Annotated in this window: 19 protein-coding genes and 1 tRNA gene; 11 read left to right on the plus strand and 9 right to left on the minus strand. The window is 64.8% G+C overall.

The features are described 5' to 3' along the window. Nucleotides 1-52: 52 nt before the first annotated feature. From trpA to cmk, 8 genes are all read right to left on the minus strand, one after another. A complete protein-coding gene (gene trpA, locus M9H71_RS10780) occupies nucleotides 53-889 on the minus strand; it encodes a tryptophan synthase subunit alpha (RefSeq protein ID WP_455405023.1) in 837 nt (278 codons plus the stop codon). Then, the gene (trpB, locus tag M9H71_RS10785; RefSeq protein ID WP_455405024.1) at nucleotides 889-2,103 is read right to left on the minus strand and encodes a tryptophan synthase subunit beta; all 1,215 of its coding nucleotides are present in this window, start codon (nucleotides 2,101-2,103) and stop codon (nucleotides 889-891) included. The genes trpA and trpB overlap by 1 nt, the downstream gene beginning before the upstream one ends. Nucleotides 2,104-2,116: 13 nt before the next feature. Further along, nucleotides 2,117-2,758: a phosphoribosylanthranilate isomerase gene (locus M9H71_RS10790; protein ID WP_455405025.1), complete on the minus strand. Its 642-nt coding sequence runs from the start codon at nucleotides 2,756-2,758 to the stop codon at nucleotides 2,117-2,119. A gap of 58 nt (nucleotides 2,759-2,816) precedes the next feature. Continuing rightward, nucleotides 2,817-3,203 carry a lipopolysaccharide assembly protein LapA domain-containing protein gene (locus M9H71_RS10795; protein WP_455405026.1) on the minus strand — a complete coding sequence of 129 codons (387 nt, stop codon included), beginning with the start codon at nucleotides 3,201-3,203 and terminating at the stop codon, nucleotides 2,817-2,819. Nucleotides 3,204-3,240: 37 nt separating this feature from the next. Next, nucleotides 3,241-3,555, minus strand: a complete 315-nt coding sequence (locus tag M9H71_RS10800; protein WP_455405027.1) for an integration host factor subunit beta — start codon at nucleotides 3,553-3,555, stop codon at nucleotides 3,241-3,243. 179 nt (nucleotides 3,556-3,734) lie between these two features. Further along, complete coding sequence (sppA, locus tag M9H71_RS10805; protein ID WP_455405028.1) at nucleotides 3,735-4,715, minus strand: signal peptide peptidase SppA; 981 nt, start codon at nucleotides 4,713-4,715, stop codon at nucleotides 3,735-3,737. A gap of 245 nt (nucleotides 4,716-4,960) precedes the next feature. After that, complete coding sequence (gene rpsA / locus M9H71_RS10810) at nucleotides 4,961-6,658, minus strand: 30S ribosomal protein S1 (RefSeq protein WP_164604654.1); 1,698 nt, start codon at nucleotides 6,656-6,658, stop codon at nucleotides 4,961-4,963. Between the two features lie 299 nt (nucleotides 6,659-6,957). Next, entirely contained in the window at nucleotides 6,958-7,596 is a 639-nt protein-coding gene (gene cmk / locus M9H71_RS10815) for a (d)CMP kinase (RefSeq protein WP_164604653.1), read from the minus strand. 165 nt (nucleotides 7,597-7,761) lie between these two features. On the opposite strand from cmk, the gene M9H71_RS10820 reads away from it, so the two are divergent. Continuing rightward, entirely contained in the window at nucleotides 7,762-8,436 is a 675-nt protein-coding gene (locus M9H71_RS10820) for a lysophospholipid acyltransferase family protein (protein WP_164604652.1), read from the plus strand. A gap of 3 nt (nucleotides 8,437-8,439) precedes the next feature. Here M9H71_RS10820 and aroA read toward each other — a convergent pair whose 3' ends face one another. Then, nucleotides 8,440-9,777 (minus strand): 3-phosphoshikimate 1-carboxyvinyltransferase, encoded by a 1,338-nt coding sequence (gene aroA, locus M9H71_RS10825; protein ID WP_455405029.1) that lies wholly within the window; start codon nucleotides 9,775-9,777, stop codon nucleotides 8,440-8,442. Between the two features lie 142 nt (nucleotides 9,778-9,919). Between aroA and M9H71_RS10830 the strand changes: the two genes are divergently transcribed. From M9H71_RS10830 to M9H71_RS10875, 10 genes are all read left to right on the plus strand, one after another. After that, nucleotides 9,920-10,324 carry a TIGR02300 family protein gene (locus M9H71_RS10830; RefSeq protein ID WP_455405030.1) on the plus strand — a complete coding sequence of 135 codons (405 nt, stop codon included), beginning with the start codon at nucleotides 9,920-9,922 and terminating at the stop codon, nucleotides 10,322-10,324. Nucleotides 10,325-10,392: 68 nt separating this feature from the next. Continuing rightward, a tRNA-Ala gene (locus M9H71_RS10835) sits at nucleotides 10,393-10,468 on the plus strand. A gap of 199 nt (nucleotides 10,469-10,667) precedes the next feature. Further along, entirely contained in the window at nucleotides 10,668-11,873 is a 1,206-nt protein-coding gene (locus M9H71_RS10840) for a CaiB/BaiF CoA transferase family protein (protein WP_455405031.1), read from the plus strand. Between the two features lie 196 nt (nucleotides 11,874-12,069). Further along, on the plus strand, nucleotides 12,070-13,398 hold the full coding sequence (ugpB, locus tag M9H71_RS10845) for a sn-glycerol-3-phosphate ABC transporter substrate-binding protein UgpB (protein ID WP_455405032.1): 1,329 nt from the start codon (nucleotides 12,070-12,072) through the stop codon (nucleotides 13,396-13,398). A 39-nt stretch (nucleotides 13,399-13,437) separates the two neighbouring features. Then, nucleotides 13,438-13,878 (plus strand): endonuclease domain-containing protein, encoded by a 441-nt coding sequence (locus M9H71_RS10850; RefSeq protein ID WP_455405033.1) that lies wholly within the window; start codon nucleotides 13,438-13,440, stop codon nucleotides 13,876-13,878. Between the two features lie 3 nt (nucleotides 13,879-13,881). Then, entirely contained in the window at nucleotides 13,882-14,763 is an 882-nt protein-coding gene (gene ugpA / locus M9H71_RS10855) for a sn-glycerol-3-phosphate ABC transporter permease UgpA (RefSeq protein WP_455405034.1), read from the plus strand. Further along, nucleotides 14,763-15,611, plus strand: a complete 849-nt coding sequence (gene ugpE / locus M9H71_RS10860; protein ID WP_455405035.1) for a sn-glycerol-3-phosphate ABC transporter permease UgpE — start codon at nucleotides 14,763-14,765, stop codon at nucleotides 15,609-15,611. The genes ugpA and ugpE overlap by 1 nt, the downstream gene beginning before the upstream one ends. A 2-nt stretch (nucleotides 15,612-15,613) precedes the next feature. Then, nucleotides 15,614-16,705: a sn-glycerol-3-phosphate import ATP-binding protein UgpC gene (locus M9H71_RS10865; RefSeq protein WP_455405036.1), complete on the plus strand. Its 1,092-nt coding sequence runs from the start codon at nucleotides 15,614-15,616 to the stop codon at nucleotides 16,703-16,705. 153 nt (nucleotides 16,706-16,858) lie between these two features. Continuing rightward, a complete protein-coding gene (locus M9H71_RS10870; RefSeq protein ID WP_455405037.1) occupies nucleotides 16,859-17,284 on the plus strand; it encodes an Hsp20 family protein in 426 nt (141 codons plus the stop codon). Between the two features lie 50 nt (nucleotides 17,285-17,334). Further along, nucleotides 17,335-17,601, plus strand: a complete 267-nt coding sequence (locus M9H71_RS10875) for a BQ00720 family protein (protein ID WP_455405038.1) — start codon at nucleotides 17,335-17,337, stop codon at nucleotides 17,599-17,601. The last annotated feature ends 286 nt before the right edge of the window (nucleotides 17,602-17,887 follow it).

Genomic DNA, 17,887 nt, shown 5'->3' on the forward strand with positions numbered 1-17,887 from the left:
TATGGCGGCGGGGCTCGGCCCCGTCCAGACCATCGTCCTGCTTCGATTGCTGCTATTCGGCAGCCTGTTTCGCACCGCGAACACCGGCCGCGAGCGAAGCGACCAGATCCGCCACCGCACCGACCGTTGCCTTGGTGGCGCGGCCCTCGGCGTCGAGGCTGGCCTTGACCGCATCGATCAGAGCCGAGCCCACCACCGCGCCGTTCGCCTGCGCAGCGATCGCCTGCGCCGCTTCCGGCGTGCGAATGCCGAAGCCGACGCAGACCGGCAGGTTGGTGTGACGCTTGATCCGCTGCACCGCGGCGCCGACCGCCGAGGCGTCCGCCGAGGCCGATCCGGTGATGCCGGTGATCGAGACGTAATAGACGAAGCCTGAAGTGTTGGCGAGCACCGCCGGCAACCGCTTTTCGTCGGTGGTCGGGGTGGCGAGGCGGATGAAGTTGAGCCCGGCCTTCATCGCCGGCAGGCACAGCTCTTCGTCCTCTTCGGGCGGCAGATCGACGATGATCAGGCCGTCGACACCGGCCTGCTTGGCGTCGGCCAGGAACGCGTCGACGCCGTAGATGTAGATCGGGTTGTAGTACCCCATCAGCACGATCGGCGTGGCGTTGTCGGTGGTGCGGAAGTCGCGGACCAGCGCCAGCGTCTTCTTCAGCGTGGTGCCGGCCTTCAGGGCGCGCAGGCCGGCGGCCTGGATCGCCGGGCCGTCCGCCATCGGGTCGGTGAACGGCATGCCGATTTCGATCACGTCGGCACCGGCGGCTGGCAGGGCTTTCAGGATCTGCAGCGAAGTGTCGAGATCGGGGTCGCCCGCCATCACGAAGGTGACGAGAGCGGGACGGCCCTGCTGCTTGAGATCGGCGAAGCGGGTGTCGATACGGGTGGTCATCAGAACTGGCCCCCGAGATGTTCGGCGACCGAAGCAAGATCCTTGTCGCCGCGGCCGGACATGTTGACGACCATCAGGTGATCCTTCGGCAGCTTTGGCGCGAGGTCGGCGACCTTGGCGAGGGCGTGGCTCGGCTCCAGCGCCGGGATGATGCCTTCGAGCCGGCAGCACAGTTTGAACGCGTCGAGCGCTTCGGTGTCGGTCGCGGACAGGAATTTGACGCGGCCGACATCGTGCAGCCAGGAGTGCTCGGGGCCGACGCCCGGATAGTCGAGGCCGGCGGAGATCGAATGCGCTTCCTCGATCTGGCCGTCCGGGTCCATCAACAGATAGGTGCGGTTGCCGTGTAGCACGCCCGGCTTGCCGCCGGCGATCGACGCGGCGTGCAGCTTGTCGAGGCCGTGGCCCGCGGCTTCGACGCCGTAGATCGCAACGCCTGGGTCGTCGAGGAACGGATGGAATAGGCCCATCGCGTTGGAGCCGCCGCCGATGCAGGCGACCAGCGAGTCGGGCAGGCGGCCTTCGGCCTGCATGATCTGCTCGCGGACTTCCTGACCGATCACCGCCTGAAAGTCGCGCACCATCATCGGATAGGGATGCGGGCCCGCTACGGTGCCGATGCAGTAGAACGTGTCGTGGACGTTGGTGACCCAGTCACGCAACGCCTCGTTCATCGCGTCCTTTAGCGTGTTGGCGCCGGAGGTCACGGGGCGGACTTCGGCGCCGAGCGCCTTCATCCGCAGCACGTTGGGCTGCTGTCGCTCGACGTCGACCGCGCCCATGAACACCACGCATTCGAGGCCGAACTTGGCGCACATCGTCGCGGTGGCGACGCCGTGCATGCCGGCGCCGGTCTCGGCGATCACCCGCGGCTTGCCCATGCGCTTGGCCAGCATGATCTGGCCGAGCACGTTGTTCACCTTGTGGGCGCCGGTGTGATTGAGGTCTTCGCGCTTGAAGTAGATCTTGGCGCCGCCGAAATGCTCGGTCAGCCGCTCGGCGAAATACAGCGCCGACGGCCGGCCGACATAGTGCTTGAGATGGCCGTCCATCTCGGCACGGAACGCCGGGTCGACCTTGGCTTGCGCATAGGCCTTCTCCAGATCGAGGATCAGCGGCATCAGCGTCTCGGCGACGAAGCGGCCGCCATAGATGCCGAAATGCCCGCGTTCGTCGGGGCCCGACCTGAAGGAGTTCGGCAAAGCTTGGTTCATGTCAGCTCTTGGGTTAGGCCGCGCGGGCGGCGCGGATGAAGTCGCGGATCAGGTCCGGGTCTTTTTCGCCCGGCGAGGTTTCCACCCCCGACGAGACGTCGACGCCCTGCGCGCGCGTCACCCGCAGCGCTTCGGCGACATTGCCGGCGTTGATCCCACCGGAGACCAGGAAAGGCAGTTTGACATCGACGCCGTCGAGGAGCTTCCAGTCGAACGCGGTGCCGAGCCCGCCGGGCCGGGTGGCGTCCTTCGGCGGCCGTGCGTCGAACAGGATGTGGTCGGCGACTGCGGCATAGTCCGGCAGCACCGCCAGATCGTCCGGGCCGGCCACCGCAATCGCCTTCATCACCGGCAGGCCGTAGATCCGCTTGATCGAACGCACCCGCTCCGGGCTCTCGCTGCCGTGGAATTGCAGCCAGTTCGGCCGAAGCTGCTCGACGATGGCGTCGAGGAGGTCGTCGTCGGCATCGACGGTGAGCGCGACCTTGGCGGCGCGGCTGCGGACTTGACGGCCGAGCGCATCGGCGAAGTCGATGTCGAGGTGACGCGGTGAAGCGGGGAAGAACACGAAGCCGACCATATCGGCGCCGGCTTCGACCGCTGCTTCCAGCGTGTCGGCGGTCGTCAGACCGCAGATTTTCACAATGGTGGACATGGCTATGCGCTGAATCTGGGTTGCCGGCGCTCCAGGGCGCCGCAGAGAATGCGCAGTCTTACAACGTCGCGCGGGACTTGTCGCGCCCGGCGCCGGTGGAACCGTTCTCGAGCAGCAGCCGGCGCGGCTCGCTTTGTGCCGGCGTGGACATGCTGGCGCGCAGGCTGGCGAGCTGGTTCTGGGCTTCGATCGCTTCGGCCTGATGCCGGCGGGCGGCGCGTCGCCAGCGGCGCTGTCCGAACCAGGTGGCGATACCGCCGAGGATCACGCCGATGATCGCGGTCGCGATGATCACGACGAACAGCGGCAGCCGGATATGGCCGAACGGGCTGGTGGGGTCGAGCGGGTCGAACGACACATCGACCATGTGGCGGTTGGCGACCGCGAACACCACGAGGATCAAACCGAGCGGGATCAGCACCAGGGCCGTCAGGAATTTCTGCATGTCATTCGCTCGCCTGGCTCGGCAATGGAGCGTCGCGCTACGCTGTATCGGTGGTTGGGGCGTCGTCGCCGCTGTCGCGGTTCAGCCGCTCACGCATTTCCTTGCCGGTCTTGAAAAACGGCACGGTCTTCTGCTCGACCGGCACATGAGCTCCGGTGCGCGGATTGCGGCCGGCCCGTGCCGGACGATGCTTCACCGAGAATGCGCCAAAGCCGCGAAGCTCGACCCGATCCCCACGCGCTAACGCATCGACGATCTCGTCGAGGATCGCGTTGACGATGTTCTCGACGTCCCGCTGGTACAGGTGCGGGTTGTGCTCGGCGATACGCTGAACGAGTTCGGATTTGATCATCGAGGATGTGGTCCGTGCGTGCGGACCGCCATTTCCGTGAAAATGCCGTGAACTGTCAAGACGCTAAATCGGATGGACGGCGCCGGAAAGAGGGCTGTGGCGGCGGTTTAGACGCCCTCTACGCAGGCGGCCCGCCGCCCGCGCGTGCACGCTCCGCGGGCAGAGATCGCGGGCCAAGATCAATGGGCGGCGGACGGCGCCCAGAGTGCCAACATGCCGTCCATGCCGAGCCGCTCGACCGACTGCATGGCGCCGGTCTGTTCGACGCGACGCGCCATCGCGCTGAGGCCGACTGCGTCGAATGCGATCGATGCCGCAGCGCGCAGGAAGGTCAGATCGCCGAACTGCGGGGCCAGCTTGTAATCGCGCACCGGCAGACCGGATTTGACGTTCTTGGCCTTCTCGAGCCAGGCGATTGCGGTCTTTTCGTTGCCGAGTTCGTCGATCAGCTTCAGACCGATCGCCTGCCGCCCGGTGAACACGCGTCCGTCGGCGACGACGTTGAGCTGATCTTCGGTCATCTTGCGGCTCTGCTGCACCATGCCGCGGAACCAAGCGTAGGAATCCTTCACCAGCGATTCCAATGCGGCGCGTGCCTCGGGGCTGGTCGGTTCGAAGCCGTTCGGCGCGGCCTTCAGCGGCGACGATTTCACTTCCTCGACTTTGACGCCGACGGTCTTCAGCAACTCCGACACGTTCGGATACTGGAACAGAACACCGATCGACCCGACCAGCGAGGTCTGCTGGGCGACGATATGGTCGGAAGCGAGGGCGGCGATGTAGCCGCCGGAGGCGGCGAGCCCTTCGACCACGACCACCATCGGCTTCTTCGCCTTCAGCCGGACCAGCGCGTCGTGCAATTCCTCGGAGCCTGCGGTGGTGCCGCCCGGCGAATTGATGTGAACGACCACGGCCGAGTAGGACGACTTGCCGAGCCGGTCGAGCGCCTCGATCCGTTCGTCGTTGCTGCGGATCAGGCCTTCGATCTTGATGCGGGCGATCGACCCGGTCGAGGTGAGCGCGCCGCGCCCAGCCGGCGACACCATGGCGCCGATCGCCACCACGGCGACGATTGCCACCAGCACCGTCGCCACGCGCCAGAACGTCAGCTTCCTTCGCATCCGGCGGCGATCGACGATCACATCGGAATCAAGCGACATCAGCGGTTCTCCGGTCGGCGGCCATCATGCGGTTGTCGGGCGGGATCGTTGACGTCCCATGATCGGATTACATCAATTGCAATCCAATATGAAGAAAACATGGTTCGTGCCGCAGCGTACTCGGCTCACCGCGGTTGCGTGGCACTCGCCGTCACATGGCTGATCGCGTGCAACGACATCGCGTGCAACGAAAAAGGGCCCCGGCGATGCCGGAGCCCTTCGATTTCGTCAGGTAAGCGCGAGGCTTACTTGTCGCGCTGCTTGAGCGCGGTGCCGAGAATGTCGCCCAGCGTCGCGCCCGAATCGGACGAGCCGTACTGCGCGATGGCTTCCTTCTCCTCGGCCACTTCCAGCGCCTTGATCGACACCTGGACCTTGCGGGCCTTCTTGTCGAACTGGATGACGCGGGCGTCGACCTTCTCACCAACCGCGAAGCGGTCGCTGCGCTGATCGTTGCGGTCGCGCGCCAGCTCCGAGCGCTTGATGAAGGTGTTGAAGTCGGTGCCGACGATCTGCACGTCGATACCGCTTTCCTTCACGTCGAGCACTTCGCAGGTCACGACCGCACCCTTCTTGACGTCGCCCGGCTCGGCGAAGGGGTCGCCTTCGAGCTGCTTGACGCCGAGCGAGATGCGCTCCTTTTCGACATCCACGTCGAGCACCACGGCCTTGACCATGTCGCCCTTCTTGAAGTTGTCGATCACCTGTTCGCCCGGCTGCTTCCAGTCGAGGTCCGAGAGGTGGACCATGCCGTCGACGTCGCCGTCGAGGCCCAGGAACAGACCGAACTCGGTCTTGTTCTTGACCTCGCCTTCGACGGTCGAACCGACCGGATGCTTCTCGACGAACACTTCCCACGGATTGCGCATGGTCTGCTTGAGACCGAGCGAGATCCGGCGCTTGACCGAATCCACCTCGAGCACCTGCACTTCGACTTCCTGAGAGGTCGAAACGATCTTGCCGGGGTGCATGTTCTTCTTGGTCCACGACATCTCGGAGACGTGGATCAGGCCTTCGATGCCCGGTTCGAGCTCGACGAACGCACCGTAGTCGGTGATGTTGGTGACGCGGCCGGTGAAGCGCGCGTTCAGCGGGTACTTGGCCTCGATGCCCTGCCACGGATCGTCCAGCAGTTGCTTCATGCCGAGCGAGATGCGGTGGGTCTCGTGGTTGATCTTGATGATCTTGACCTTGACGGTCTGGCCGATGGTCAGCACCTCGGTCGGGTGATTGACGCGGCGCCAGGCGATATCGGTCACATGCAGCAGGCCGTCGATGCCGCCGAGGTCGACGAACGCACCGTAATCGGTGATGTTCTTGACGACGCCGTCGATCACCTGACCCTCTTCGAGGTTCTGCACCAATTCCTGGCGCTGCTCGGCGCGGGTCTCTTCGAGAACCGTGCGGCGCGACACCACGATGTTGCCGCGGCGACGATCCATCTTGAGAATCTGGAACGGCTGCGAGTTGTTCATCAGCGGCGCGACGTCGCGGATCGGACGGATGTCGACCTGCGAGCGCGGCAGGAACGCCACGGCGCCGTCGAGGTCGACCGTGAAGCCGCCCTTGACCTGATTGAAGATGACGCCGAATACCTTCTCGTTGGCGTTGAACGCCTTCTCGAGCTTGCCCCAGCTCTCTTCGCGGCGCGCTTTGTCGCGCGACAGCACGGCTTCGCCGAGCGCATTCTCGATCCGATCGAGGAACACCTCGACGGTATCGCCGACCTTGATCTCGTTGTCGCGGCCCGGACCTGCGAATTCGCGCAGCGGCACGCGGCCTTCGGTCTTCAGGCCGACGTCGATGACGGCCATGTCCTTCTCGATCGCGACCACCTTGCCCTTGATAACCGAGCTTTCCTGCAGGTTACCGCCGGCGAAGGACTCGTCGAGCATCGCAGCGAAATCGTCACGGGTCGGATTGTAAGTGTCAGTCGAAGCCATTTGTTCTCCAGATGCGGATGTCGCCGGCAGTTCGGTTGAGGGCCGTCTCGCGCGCGCAGTGTCAGGGGTCCGCGAACCTGACGACCGCCCAGCACATCGGTGCGGAGCGGGCCGGCAGCATGCCTGCACGGTCGAGACGTTGATCCGCGGTGAGGCGGATCGCAGATAGGGGCATTCCAGCAGATCGTCCGGCGGCGAAAGGCGCGACGAATCCGAAGCGGATCACGCGGTCTTCATCCGGCCATCGCGGCGGTGGCGGCGGAGCGGGCGAACCTCCAATGACGGCGTCGGTTTTGTCGCTAGACCCGACGCCGGCCCGCTCGAACGGCCTCGACAATGTCGATGGCGGCCCGGACGCCGCCTTCTATATCCAAATAGGAATTATCGAGCAAGACTGCATCCGGTGCTTGCTTCAGCGGCGCCGCGGAGCGGTTCTGGTCGCGTTCGTCGCGCTTGAGGATGTCGGCCAGGATGACCGCCTCGTCGGCCGGCTCGCCGCGGGATTGCGCTTCCAGGAAGCGGCGGTGGGCACGGACCTCGGCGGAGGCGACCACGAAGATCTTCACCTCGGCATCCGGGCAGATCACCGTGCCGATGTCGCGGCCGTCGAGCACGGCGCCCGGCGGCGTGGCCGCGAAGCTCTGCTGGAATTCGACCAGCGCGGCGCGAACCCGCGGATGCGCCGACACCACCGAGGCGGCCTCGCCGGCGGCTTGACTCTTCAGCGCCGGGTCGTCGAACCGGGCCGGGTCGAGCGTGCGGGCGACCTCGGCGGCACGCGCCTCGTCGGTCAGGTCGGCACCGGCGTCCAGCATCGCCTTGCCGACCGCGCGGTAAATTACCCCGGTATCAAGGTGCCTGAGTCCGTAATGCGCGGCCAGCCGCTTGGCGAGCGTGCCCTTACCCGATGCGGCAGGTCCGTCGATTGCGATGATCATTCTCTGTTGCATTCCAATTGCTTGGTGCGCCTGTGCGGTCAGCGTGGCACTCCGACGCGGGCAGGCGATCGTTTGCAGCCGTGAACGACTGGGTATAAACCCGCGATCCGCCGAAGCCAGCCTCGTTGGCGATTTCCTATCAATCTCTGCCCGGACCCTGCCTGGATGGCCACGCCCGCTTTCGTCAAACGCATTACGCGATCGGATGCGGTCCTGTCGCTCGGCGTCAACTTTTCCAAGATCTATTTTAAGTTCGTGATGTGGACCGGCCGGTACGACCGGCAGGCCGTTCCGATCCCCGAGCCTTACATCCTGGCAATGTGGCACGGGCGGCTGATCATGGCGCCGATGCTGCAGACCAAGAGCAAGCCGCTGGTCGCGCTGATCAGCGGGCATCGCGACGGCAAGATCATCTCCAGGGTCGGGGCCGCGTTCGGGATTCAGACGGCGGTCGGCTCGTCCTCGCGCGGCGGCATGCGGGCGGCGCGCGAAATGATGCGGCTTGGAAAGTCCGGCCACAGCCTGTTCGTCACGCCCGACGGCCCGCGCGGTCCGCGGATGCGCATCAACAGCGAGGGCGTTCTCGATCTGGCGCGGCTGACCGGCATGCCGATCCTTCCGGTCTCGGTCAGCCTGTCACGTCACAAGCTGCTTCGGAGCTGGGATCGGCTGATGCTGCCGGGATTGTTCGCAAAGGTTGCGATCCGGTTCGGCGAGCCGATCACCGTCGAGGCAGGCTCACCGACCGCAGAGATCGCCGAGCGGCTGCAGGCGGCTCTGACCGCCGCGCAGAACGAAACCGACCGGCTTGTCGGCGTTCAGCCGGTCGAAGCGGCCTGAAGCTCAGCCGAATTCGGCGCCGAGCCGCCGCATCATCGGGACGAAGTCCGGGAAGCTGGTGGCGATGAAGGCGGTGTCGTCGACGGTCACCGGCTTGTCCGACGCAAGCCCCATGGCGAGCGCCGACATCGCGATGCGATGGTCCATGTGGGTGGCAACCACGCCGCCGCCCGGCACGTGACCCTTGCCCTCGACGATCAGATCATCGCCGGCGATCTCGACCGCGACGCCGTTGACCCGCAGCATCGCGGCGGTTGCTTCGAGCCGGTCGCTTTCCTTGACCCGCAATTCGTGCAGGCCGCGCATCACGGTGGTGCCGTCGGCGAACGCGGCGGCCACCGCCAGCACCAGATATTCGTCGATCATCGACGGCGCCCGCTCCGGCGGCACCTCGACGCCCTTCAGCTTCGAACCCCGCACCCGGAACCGGGCCATCGGCTCGCCGGCATCGCCCCGAATGTCGTTTTCCTCGATCGAGGCGCCCATTTCGCGCAGCGTCGTGATCAGCCCGGTGCGCAGCGGATTGGTCATCACGTCGGTCAGTTCGATGTCGGAGCCGGGGACCACCAAAGCAGCGACCATCGGGAACGCCGCCGACGACGGATCGGCCGGCACCACGACAGGAGCGCCGCGCAATTCCGGTTGTCCGGTTAACGAAATCTTACGGCCGTGCGCGCCGTCCGGCTCGGTGACGATGGTGGCGCCGAAATGCTGCAGCATCAGTTCGGTGTGGTCGCGGCTGGCCTCGGCCTCGATCACGGTGGTGATTCCGGGCGCCGACAGGCCTGCGAGCAGCACCGCGGATTTGATCTGCGCCGACGGCACGGGGGTGCGGTAAAGAATGGGCAGCGGCTCACGGGCGCCCTGCAGGGTCAGAGGCAGCCGTCCGCCCTCGTTGCTCGACACCACTTTGGCGCCCATCAGCTCTAGCGGATCAACGATTCGCCGCATCGGTCGGCTGCGCAGCGACGCATCGCCGTCGAACGTCGCCACGATCGGCGAGCCCGCCACCGCGCCCATCGCCAGCCGGCAGCCGGTGCCGGAATTGCCGAAATCGAGCGGAGCCTCCGGGGAGGCGAATCCTGCGACGCCGACACCATGCACGCGCCATTCGCAATCGCCGGTGCGCTCGACCTTGGCGCCGAGCGCGCGCATTGCCTTGGCGGTGTTGAGAACGTCCTCGCCCTCGAGCAGGCCGGAGATTCGGGTCTCGCCGACTGCCAGCGCGCCGAGAATCAGCGCCCGATGCGAAATCGATTTGTCGCCCGGGACGCGCGCGGCGCCTCGCAATGCGCTGCTCTTGCGCGCCTGCAGCGGCGTCGGCTGGATCGGATCGGTCAAGATTGTGGTCCCTCGCGGCTGCGGGTGATTCGGCTCGATGCCACGGCCCGCCTCGCGGCCTTCGGCATAAACCGCTATTGACAGCGGCGTGCCAACTAGCCAAGTGAAGCACCGTTTTTCAAGAAATCCCAAGGTTGCACAAGTGGCGAAATCCGATCTCGGAACCAAACGTATTTGCCCGACGACGGGCAAAAAGTTCTACGATCTGAACAAGAATCCTGTGATCTCGCCCTATACTGGCGAGGTGGTGCCGATTGCGCCGGTGGCCGTGCCGCGCACCCGTGCCGACCAGCGCGCCACCGCTGGGGCGGATACCGAGGCGCCCGAGGCTGTGGAGGCCGAAGAGCTGGTGTCGCTCGAAGAGGCCGATGCCGAGGAAAACACCGGCAAGGTCAAGGCCGTGGTTCCGGAATCCGAGGACGATATCGAAATCGACGAGTCGATCGACGACGATGACGACGATTCGACCTTCATCGCCGATGAAGAAGAAGAGGATGAAGACGTCACGGACATCATTGGTGACGTTTCTGGCGATGAGGAGACTTGAGATCGTCGCCGATATGTGATCAACGATTGCCGCGCGGCCGATTTGATTTGCGCCGCGCACCCAGGGAAGGGGCCATAGCTCAGCTGGGAGAGCGCTTGCATGGCATGCAAGAGGTCGGCGGTTCGATCCCGCCTGGCTCCACCATCTTCCTTCCCTCCCTTCAGGCTTATGCGGCCTTCGTTTCGCCCAGGCGCAGAGCCTGCGCCCTCAACGCCAATCCTCCGCCAGTCCTGAAGCCGCTCGCCCGCCGCCGACGAAGCTGAAAGCCGCCGGGCATTTGCCAAGACGGTGTCGAGGACGGTAAGTTCGCCGCCCCTGCAAAGCTTCGATAAGAAAGCCCTTAATGACCTCTGCATCGATGCCCGGCGCGATCGCCGGATTGCGCGTGATCGATCTCACACGCGTGCTCGGCGGCCCCTATTGCACCCAGATCCTCGCCGACCACGGCGCCAACGTCATCAAAGTCGAGCCGCCGGCCGGTGACGAGGTGCGCGACTGGGGCCCTCCCTTCCACGACGAGGACGCCGCGTATTTTCTCGGCGTGAATCGCAACAAGCGCTCGATCGGCCTCGATCTCGCCTCCCCCGGAGGCCGGGACGTGCTTTTGAAAATGCTCGAAGAGGCCGATGTGCTGATCGAGAATTTCAAACCCGGCACGCTCGACAAATGGGGCCTGTCGAACGAGGTGATTCGCGAGAAGTTTCCGCGGCTGGTGCATTGCCGGATTTCCGGCTTCGGCGCCGACGGTCCGCGCGGCGGCAATCCGGGTTACGACGCCATCATCCAGGCGATGACCGGCATGATCGCGGCGACCGGCTCGCCGGAGAGCGGCCCGGTGCGAATCGGTGTGCCGCTGGTCGACATCACCACCGGCCTGTATGCGACGATCGGTATCCTGATGGCGCTGGCGGAGCGCGAACGCTCCGGCAAGGGCCAGTTCGTGGAGACCACGCTGTACGAAACCGGTCTCGCGATCATGCATCCACATACCGCGAACTACTTCCTGCACGGCAAACCGCCGTCGCTGACCGGCAATGAGCATCCGAATCTGGTGCCGTATTCGACCTTCAACGCCCGCGACGGTCAGATCTTCACCGGCGTCGGCAACGACGGCACCTTCCGCAAGCTGTGCAAGGAGATCGGCAAGCCGGAGCTCGGCACCGATCCGCGCTTCGCGCGCAACAAGGACCGCATCGCCAACCGCGCCGCCCTCCGCGCCGAACTCGAAGCGGTGTTCAGCCAGCACGATGCGGTGCCGCTGTGCGACCGGCTGCTCAACGCCGGCCTGCCGGCCGGTCCGGTGCAGTCGATCGACAAGGCGCTGACCAGCCCGCACACGGCCTACCGCGGCGATGTGATCGAGAAGGATTGGTACAAGGGCGTTGCCTCGCCGATCCGCTTCGAGCGCACCAAGGCAAGCCTGCGCAGCCTGCCGCCGAAGTTCAGCCAGCACGCCAGCGAAGTGCTCGGCGAGTTCGGGTATTCGGCGGACGATATCTCGAAGATGGTCGCTGACGGCATCGTCAGCGGCTCGGAGCGCAAACGCTGATCGGACCGGCGCCGGCAGCAAAGCCGGCGCCGACGACCGCGACGCAACAATTCGTGCGTCGCATCATAGGCTTTTCCGGCGGCCGCGATGCCGCCGCTTCCCTACCCGGCGGCCGCTCGATACGGTCATGTGCCTGTCATTGCGTGCTGCTACGCGCGCCCACCACGACAGTGACGTGCCCAACCGGGAGGTTTCCATGGCATTTCGACCCTTTGGCCTGACTGCGGTTGCCGCGACGGCAATCGCTGCGACGTTGGCGCTGGCTGCGCCGGCGCATGCGGTCACCGAGATTCAGTGGTGGCACGCGATGACCGGCGGCAACAACGACGTCATCGTCAAGCTGGCCAACGACTTCAATGCCGCGCAGAGCGACTACAAGGTGGTGCCGACCTACAAGGGTGGCTACGCCGATACCATGAACGCCGGCATCGCCGCGTTCCGCGCCGGCAACGCGCCCCACATTCTGCAGGTGTTCGAAGTCGGCACCGCCACCATGATGGCCGCCACCGGCGCGGTGAAGCCGGTCTACAAGCTGATGCAGGAAACCGGCGAGCCGTTCGATTCGAAGGCGTATTTGACGGCGATCACCGGCTACTACTCGACCTCGAAGGGCGAGATGCTGTCGTTCCCGTTCAACTCGTCGTCGATGGTGATGTGGGTCAATCTCGACGCGCTGAAGAAGGCGAACATCGCCGAGATTCCGAAGACCTGGCCCGAAGTGTTCGACGATGCCAAGAAGCTGAAGGCGGCTGGCTACGCCACCTGCGGCTTTTCGACCGCCTGGGTCACCTGGGCCAATCTCGAACAGCTCTCGGCCTGGCACAACGTGCCGCTGGCCAGCAAGGCCAATGGTCTCGACGGTTTCGACACCAAGCTGGAATTCAACGGGCCGGTGCAGGTCAAGCATCTGCAAAAGCTGATCGAGCTGCAGAAGGACAAGACCTACGATTACTCCGGCCGCACCAACACCGGCGAGGGCCGCTTCACCTCGGGTGAATGCCCGCTGTTCCTGACCTCGTCGGGCTTCTTCGGCAACGTCAAGAACCAGGCCAAGTTCAATTGGACCAACGCGCCGATGCCCTACTATCCGGACGTCAAGGGCGCGCCGCAGAATTCGATCATCGGCGGCGCTTCGCTGTGGGTGATGGGCGGAAAGAAGGCCGACGAGTACAAGGGCGTCGCCAAATTCCTGGCGTTCCTGTCCGACACCGATCGCCAGGTCGCGATCCACAAGGCATCGGGCTATCTGCCGATCACCAAGGCGGCCTACGAGAAGGCCAAGGCCGAGGGCTTCTACAAGGATCAGCCTTACCTCGAAACGCCGATCAAGGAACTCACCAACAAGCCGCCGACCGAGAACTCCCGCGGCCTGCGGCTCGGCAACATGGTGCAGCTCCGCGACGTCTGGGCCGAGGAAATCGAGCAGGCACTGGCCGGCAAGAAGACCGCCCAGGAAGCCCTCGACGCCGCTGTGACGCGCGGCAACGCCATGCTGCGGCAGTTCGAAAAGACGGCGGTGAGGTAGCTACTTCAAACGCGCTCTCTTCCTCCCCTCCCCCCGCCCTTGCGGCGGGGAGGGGTCGGGGGTGGGGGGCCCAGGCACGACGCTGATGGCACGCACGATCGACGAGCGGTCCAACGAGCGCGGAGCTTTCGTCAAAATCCGACGGAAGCCGAGCGGAAGCTGTGGCAACGTCTGCGCCGGCCAGCGTTTGCCGAAGCGCATTTCCGCCGGCAAGCCACGATCGGCCCCTACTATGCGGACTTCGCCTGCCATAGGCTGAGCCTCGTGATCGAACTCGACGGCGGGCAGCACGCCGGATCCGAGTCGGACCTTGTTCGAACCAACTATCTCAATGCGGCGGGCTATCGCGTGCTCAGGTTCTGGAATAACGATGTCCTGAACAACATCGACGGTGTGATGCAGACCATCGTAGACGCCGTCCGCGCGGCTCCCCCCACCCCCGACCCCTCCCCGCCGCAAGAGCGGGGGGAGGGGAGCTAGTCGATGCTCAAGCACGCCGTCTTTCAATCCAAATTCCTGCCCTATCTGCTGGTGCTGCCGCAGCTCGCGGTGGTGCTGGTGTTCTTTTATTGGCCGGCGGTGCAGGCCGTGATCCAGTCGTTCCTGCTGCAGGATGCGTTCGGCCTGTCGACCGTGTTCGTCTGGTTCGACAATTACAAGGAACTGCTGGCCGATCCGGATTACTTCGCCGCGATCATCCGGACCTTCGTATTCTCCTTTGCGATCGCGCTGTCGTCGCTGTCGCTGGCGCTGCTGCTGGCGGTGATGGCGGATCGGCCGCTGCGCGGCTCGACGTTCTACCGCACCATGCTGATCTGGCCCTACGCGGTGGCGCCGCCGGTGGTCGGCGTGCTGTGGGTGTTCATGCTCAACCCCTCGCTCGGCGTGATCGCCCACGGCCTGCGTGCGCTCGGCGTCGACTGGAACCCGCTGCTCGACGGCGATCAGGCAGCGCTGCTGATCGTGCTCGCCGCGGCGTGGAAGCAGATCTCCTACAACTTCCTGTTCTTCCTCGCCGGGCTGCAGGCGATCCCGTCCAGCGTGATCGAGGCGGCGGCGATCGACGGCGCTCGGCCGATGCGTCGGTTCTGGACCATCATCTTCCCGCTGCTGTCGCCGACCATCTTCTTCCTGGTGATCGTCAACATCGTCTACGCGTTCTTCGACACCTTCGGCATCATCGACACCATGACCCGCGGGGGGCCGGCCAAGGCGACCGAGACGCTGGTCTACAAGGTGTATCAGGACGGTCTGCTCGGCTCCAACCTCGGCAGTTCCGCGGCCCAATCGGTGATCCTGATGGGCATCGTGATCGCGCTGACCGCGATTCAGTTCCGCTTCGTCGAGCGCAGGGTGAATTACTGATGGTCGAGCGCCGGAGGTTCGGAAATCTGCTGCCGCATCTGATCCTGTGGATCGGGGTCGCGATCGTGGCATTCCCGGTGTATCTGGCGTTCGTCGCCTCGACTCAGGACAACGCCACCATCGCCAACGGCCAGATGTCGCTGCTGCCCGGCGGCCACTTTCTCGAAACCTATTACAAGACAATCTTCGTCGGCTCGTCGGGCACCACCCGCGAGCCGGTCGCCAGCATGCTGTTGAATTCGTTCGTGATGGCGATGTCGATCGCGCTCGGCAAGATCGCGATCTCGATCATCTCGGCCTATGCGATCGTGTATTTCCGGTTTCCGTTCCGGATGACGATCTTCTGGATCATCTTCATCACCCTGATGCTGCCGGTCGAGGTCCGGATCTATCCGACCTACAAGATCGCGGCCGATCTCAATCTGCTCGACAGCTACGCCGGGCTGGCGCTGCCGCTGATCGCGTCGGCGACCGCGACGCTGCTGTTCCGGCAATTCTTCATGACGGTGCCGGACGAGCTGCTGGAGGCATCGCGGATCGATGGCGCCGGGCCGCTGCGGTTCTTCTGGGATACGCTGCTGCCGCTGTCGCGCACCAACATGGCGGCGTTGTTCGTGATCCTGTTCATCTACGGCTGGAACCAGTACCTCTGGCCGCTGCTGATCACCACGCGCGACGATATGCAGACCATCCAGATCGGCATCCGCAAGATGATCGTGACGTCGGACGCGCTGACCGAATGGCCGATCGTGATGGCGACCGCGGTGCTGGCGATGCTGCCGCCGGTCGCCGTGGTGGTGCTGATGCAGAAGCTGTTCGTGCGCGGATTGGTCGAGACGGAGAAGTAATCGTGGCCGAGGTCGTTCTCCGCAATGTCCGCAAGACTTATCCGGGCGGCTTCGAGGCCATCAAGGGCGTCGACTTCGCGGTCGGGGACGGCCAGTTCTGCGTGCTGGTCGGCCCTTCAGGCTGCGGCAAGTCCACGCTGCTGCGGATGGTCGCAGGGCTGGAGACGGTCACCTCCGGCGAGATCGAGATCGGTGGCCGCGTCGTCAATCAGGTCGAGCCGGCCGATCGCGACATCGCGATGGTGTTCCAGAACTATGCGCTCTACCCGCACATGACCGTCTACAACAACATGGCTTACGGGCTCCGTAACCGCGGCATGGCCAAAGCCGAGATCGATGCGCGCGTGCAGGAAGCGGCGCGCATCCTCGAGCTCGGCGCGATGCTGGATCGCAAGCCGCGGCAATTGTCGGGTGGCCAGCGCCAGCGCGTCGCGATGGGCCGGGCCATCGTGCGCCAGCCCAAAGTGTTCCTGTTCGACGAGCCGCTGTCCAATCTCGACGCCAAGCTGCGGGTGGCGATGCGGGTCGAAATCCGGAAATTGCAGCGCCGGCTGGCGACGACCGCGATCTACGTCACCCACGACCAGCTCGAGGCGATGACGCTGGCCGACATTCTGGTGGTGATGAATGGCGGCATGGTCGAACAGATCGGCTCGCCGCTCGACGTCTACGCCAAGCCGGCCACCACCTTCGTGGCGTCGTTCATCGGCGCTCCTCCGATGAACCTGCTGCCGCTGTCGGACGATGTGCGGGCGCAGTTCGGCAGTACGCCGCCGGACGCTGGCATTTTAGGGGTCCGGCCGGAGGACCTCGTGATCGGCGCAGGCGCGACCGGGGACGGCTTCCTGACGCTCGACATCACCGTGGAGGCGATCGAGCGGGTCGGGCCCGAGACCTTCGTGTACGGTGTCCGGGGCGGCCACGGCGCGAAGCCGCCGGTCGCGGGCGAGCCTGGCGCAGGAGCCGGCGGGGATATCATCGTGCGTGTACCCGGCCAGGTTGCGCCGCCGGTCGGTGACCGCATTACGGTCGCGGCGCCGCCGCACAGCCTGCATCTGTTTTCCGCCGACGGGCGTCGCCGCATTGCCGGCTGAGCGGCCGTAAGCTACTGGTGGAATTCGCTGTTCTGGCCTTCTTGAACAGTTCTTTTGCACTGCCCATATTGGTCTGGACTGGACGGCGAGGTGCCGGACGGTCGATGGGGTGCCGCAAGGACCCCCTCAAAGTCGCTTCGAGAGGACTTTGTGATGTCTCGTGTTCCTTCGTTATCAAGTCCCTTTCTGCTGGGATTCGACGAGATCGAGCGTGCGCTCGACCGCGTCGTCAAAGGTGCCGACGGGTATCCCCCGTACAACATCGAGCGGTGCGAACGCAGCAACGGCGATCCCGAAAAGCTGCGCATCACACTGGCGGTGGCTGGATTCACCCGCGATCAACTCGATGTCACAGTTGAGGAAAATCAACTGGTGATCCGGGGCCGGCAGCAGGATGACAAGACTCGGCAATTCATCCACCGCGGCATTGCCGCGCGTCACTTCCAGCGGACGTTCGTGCTGGCCGACGGGATGCAGGTGCTGGGTGCGGACCTGAAGAACGGGTTGTTGTCCATCGATCTGATCCGGCCGGAGCCGGAAAGGGTCATTAAGACAATCGCCATCACCGAACACGAATAATGGAACGAGTAGCGGACTCGACCGCTTAGTCTCCTAGAGGAGTCGAGACCATGACTGAAGCTGGTACTACGCATGAAAATGTGGGCGTCACGCCGGAAGCGCTGGCGCATCTGGGCGAAGGCCACATCGCCTATGTGAAGCAGATCCGCTCCGAGGACGTACCTGGGTTATTCCCGCAGGCGCCGCAGATCGCGCCGGGCCTCAAGCTGTTCGCGCTGCATTCGGCCGATGGCACGCCGATCATGCTGACCGACAGCCGCGAAGCGGCGATCGCGAATGCCTGGAGCCAGGAACTGCAGGCCGTCAGCGTCCACTAAGCGCTGACTGAAAAGATGGTTACGCGACGCGGGGTGTCCGGTGACGGCCCCCGCGCCTGCTGGATCCTAATCAGCGGCGCCGAGGCGCCCGCCAGCAGGCAACGATAGCGCGTTGCATTGCTCGCTTCTCCACATCGATACTAAGTCGTCCGTGAAGTTTGCTGAACTGGATTGATTTAGGGGTGTCGGGCGGCTTCGAGTCGGAGTGACAGCATCATCAGCAGGGCACGCAAAAGCCGTTTGAACCAGCGCAGCAGCAAGTGGAAGTTGAAGCCTGCGGCGGCGA

The sequence above is a fragment of the Rhodopseudomonas parapalustris genome (assembly GCF_053772255.1).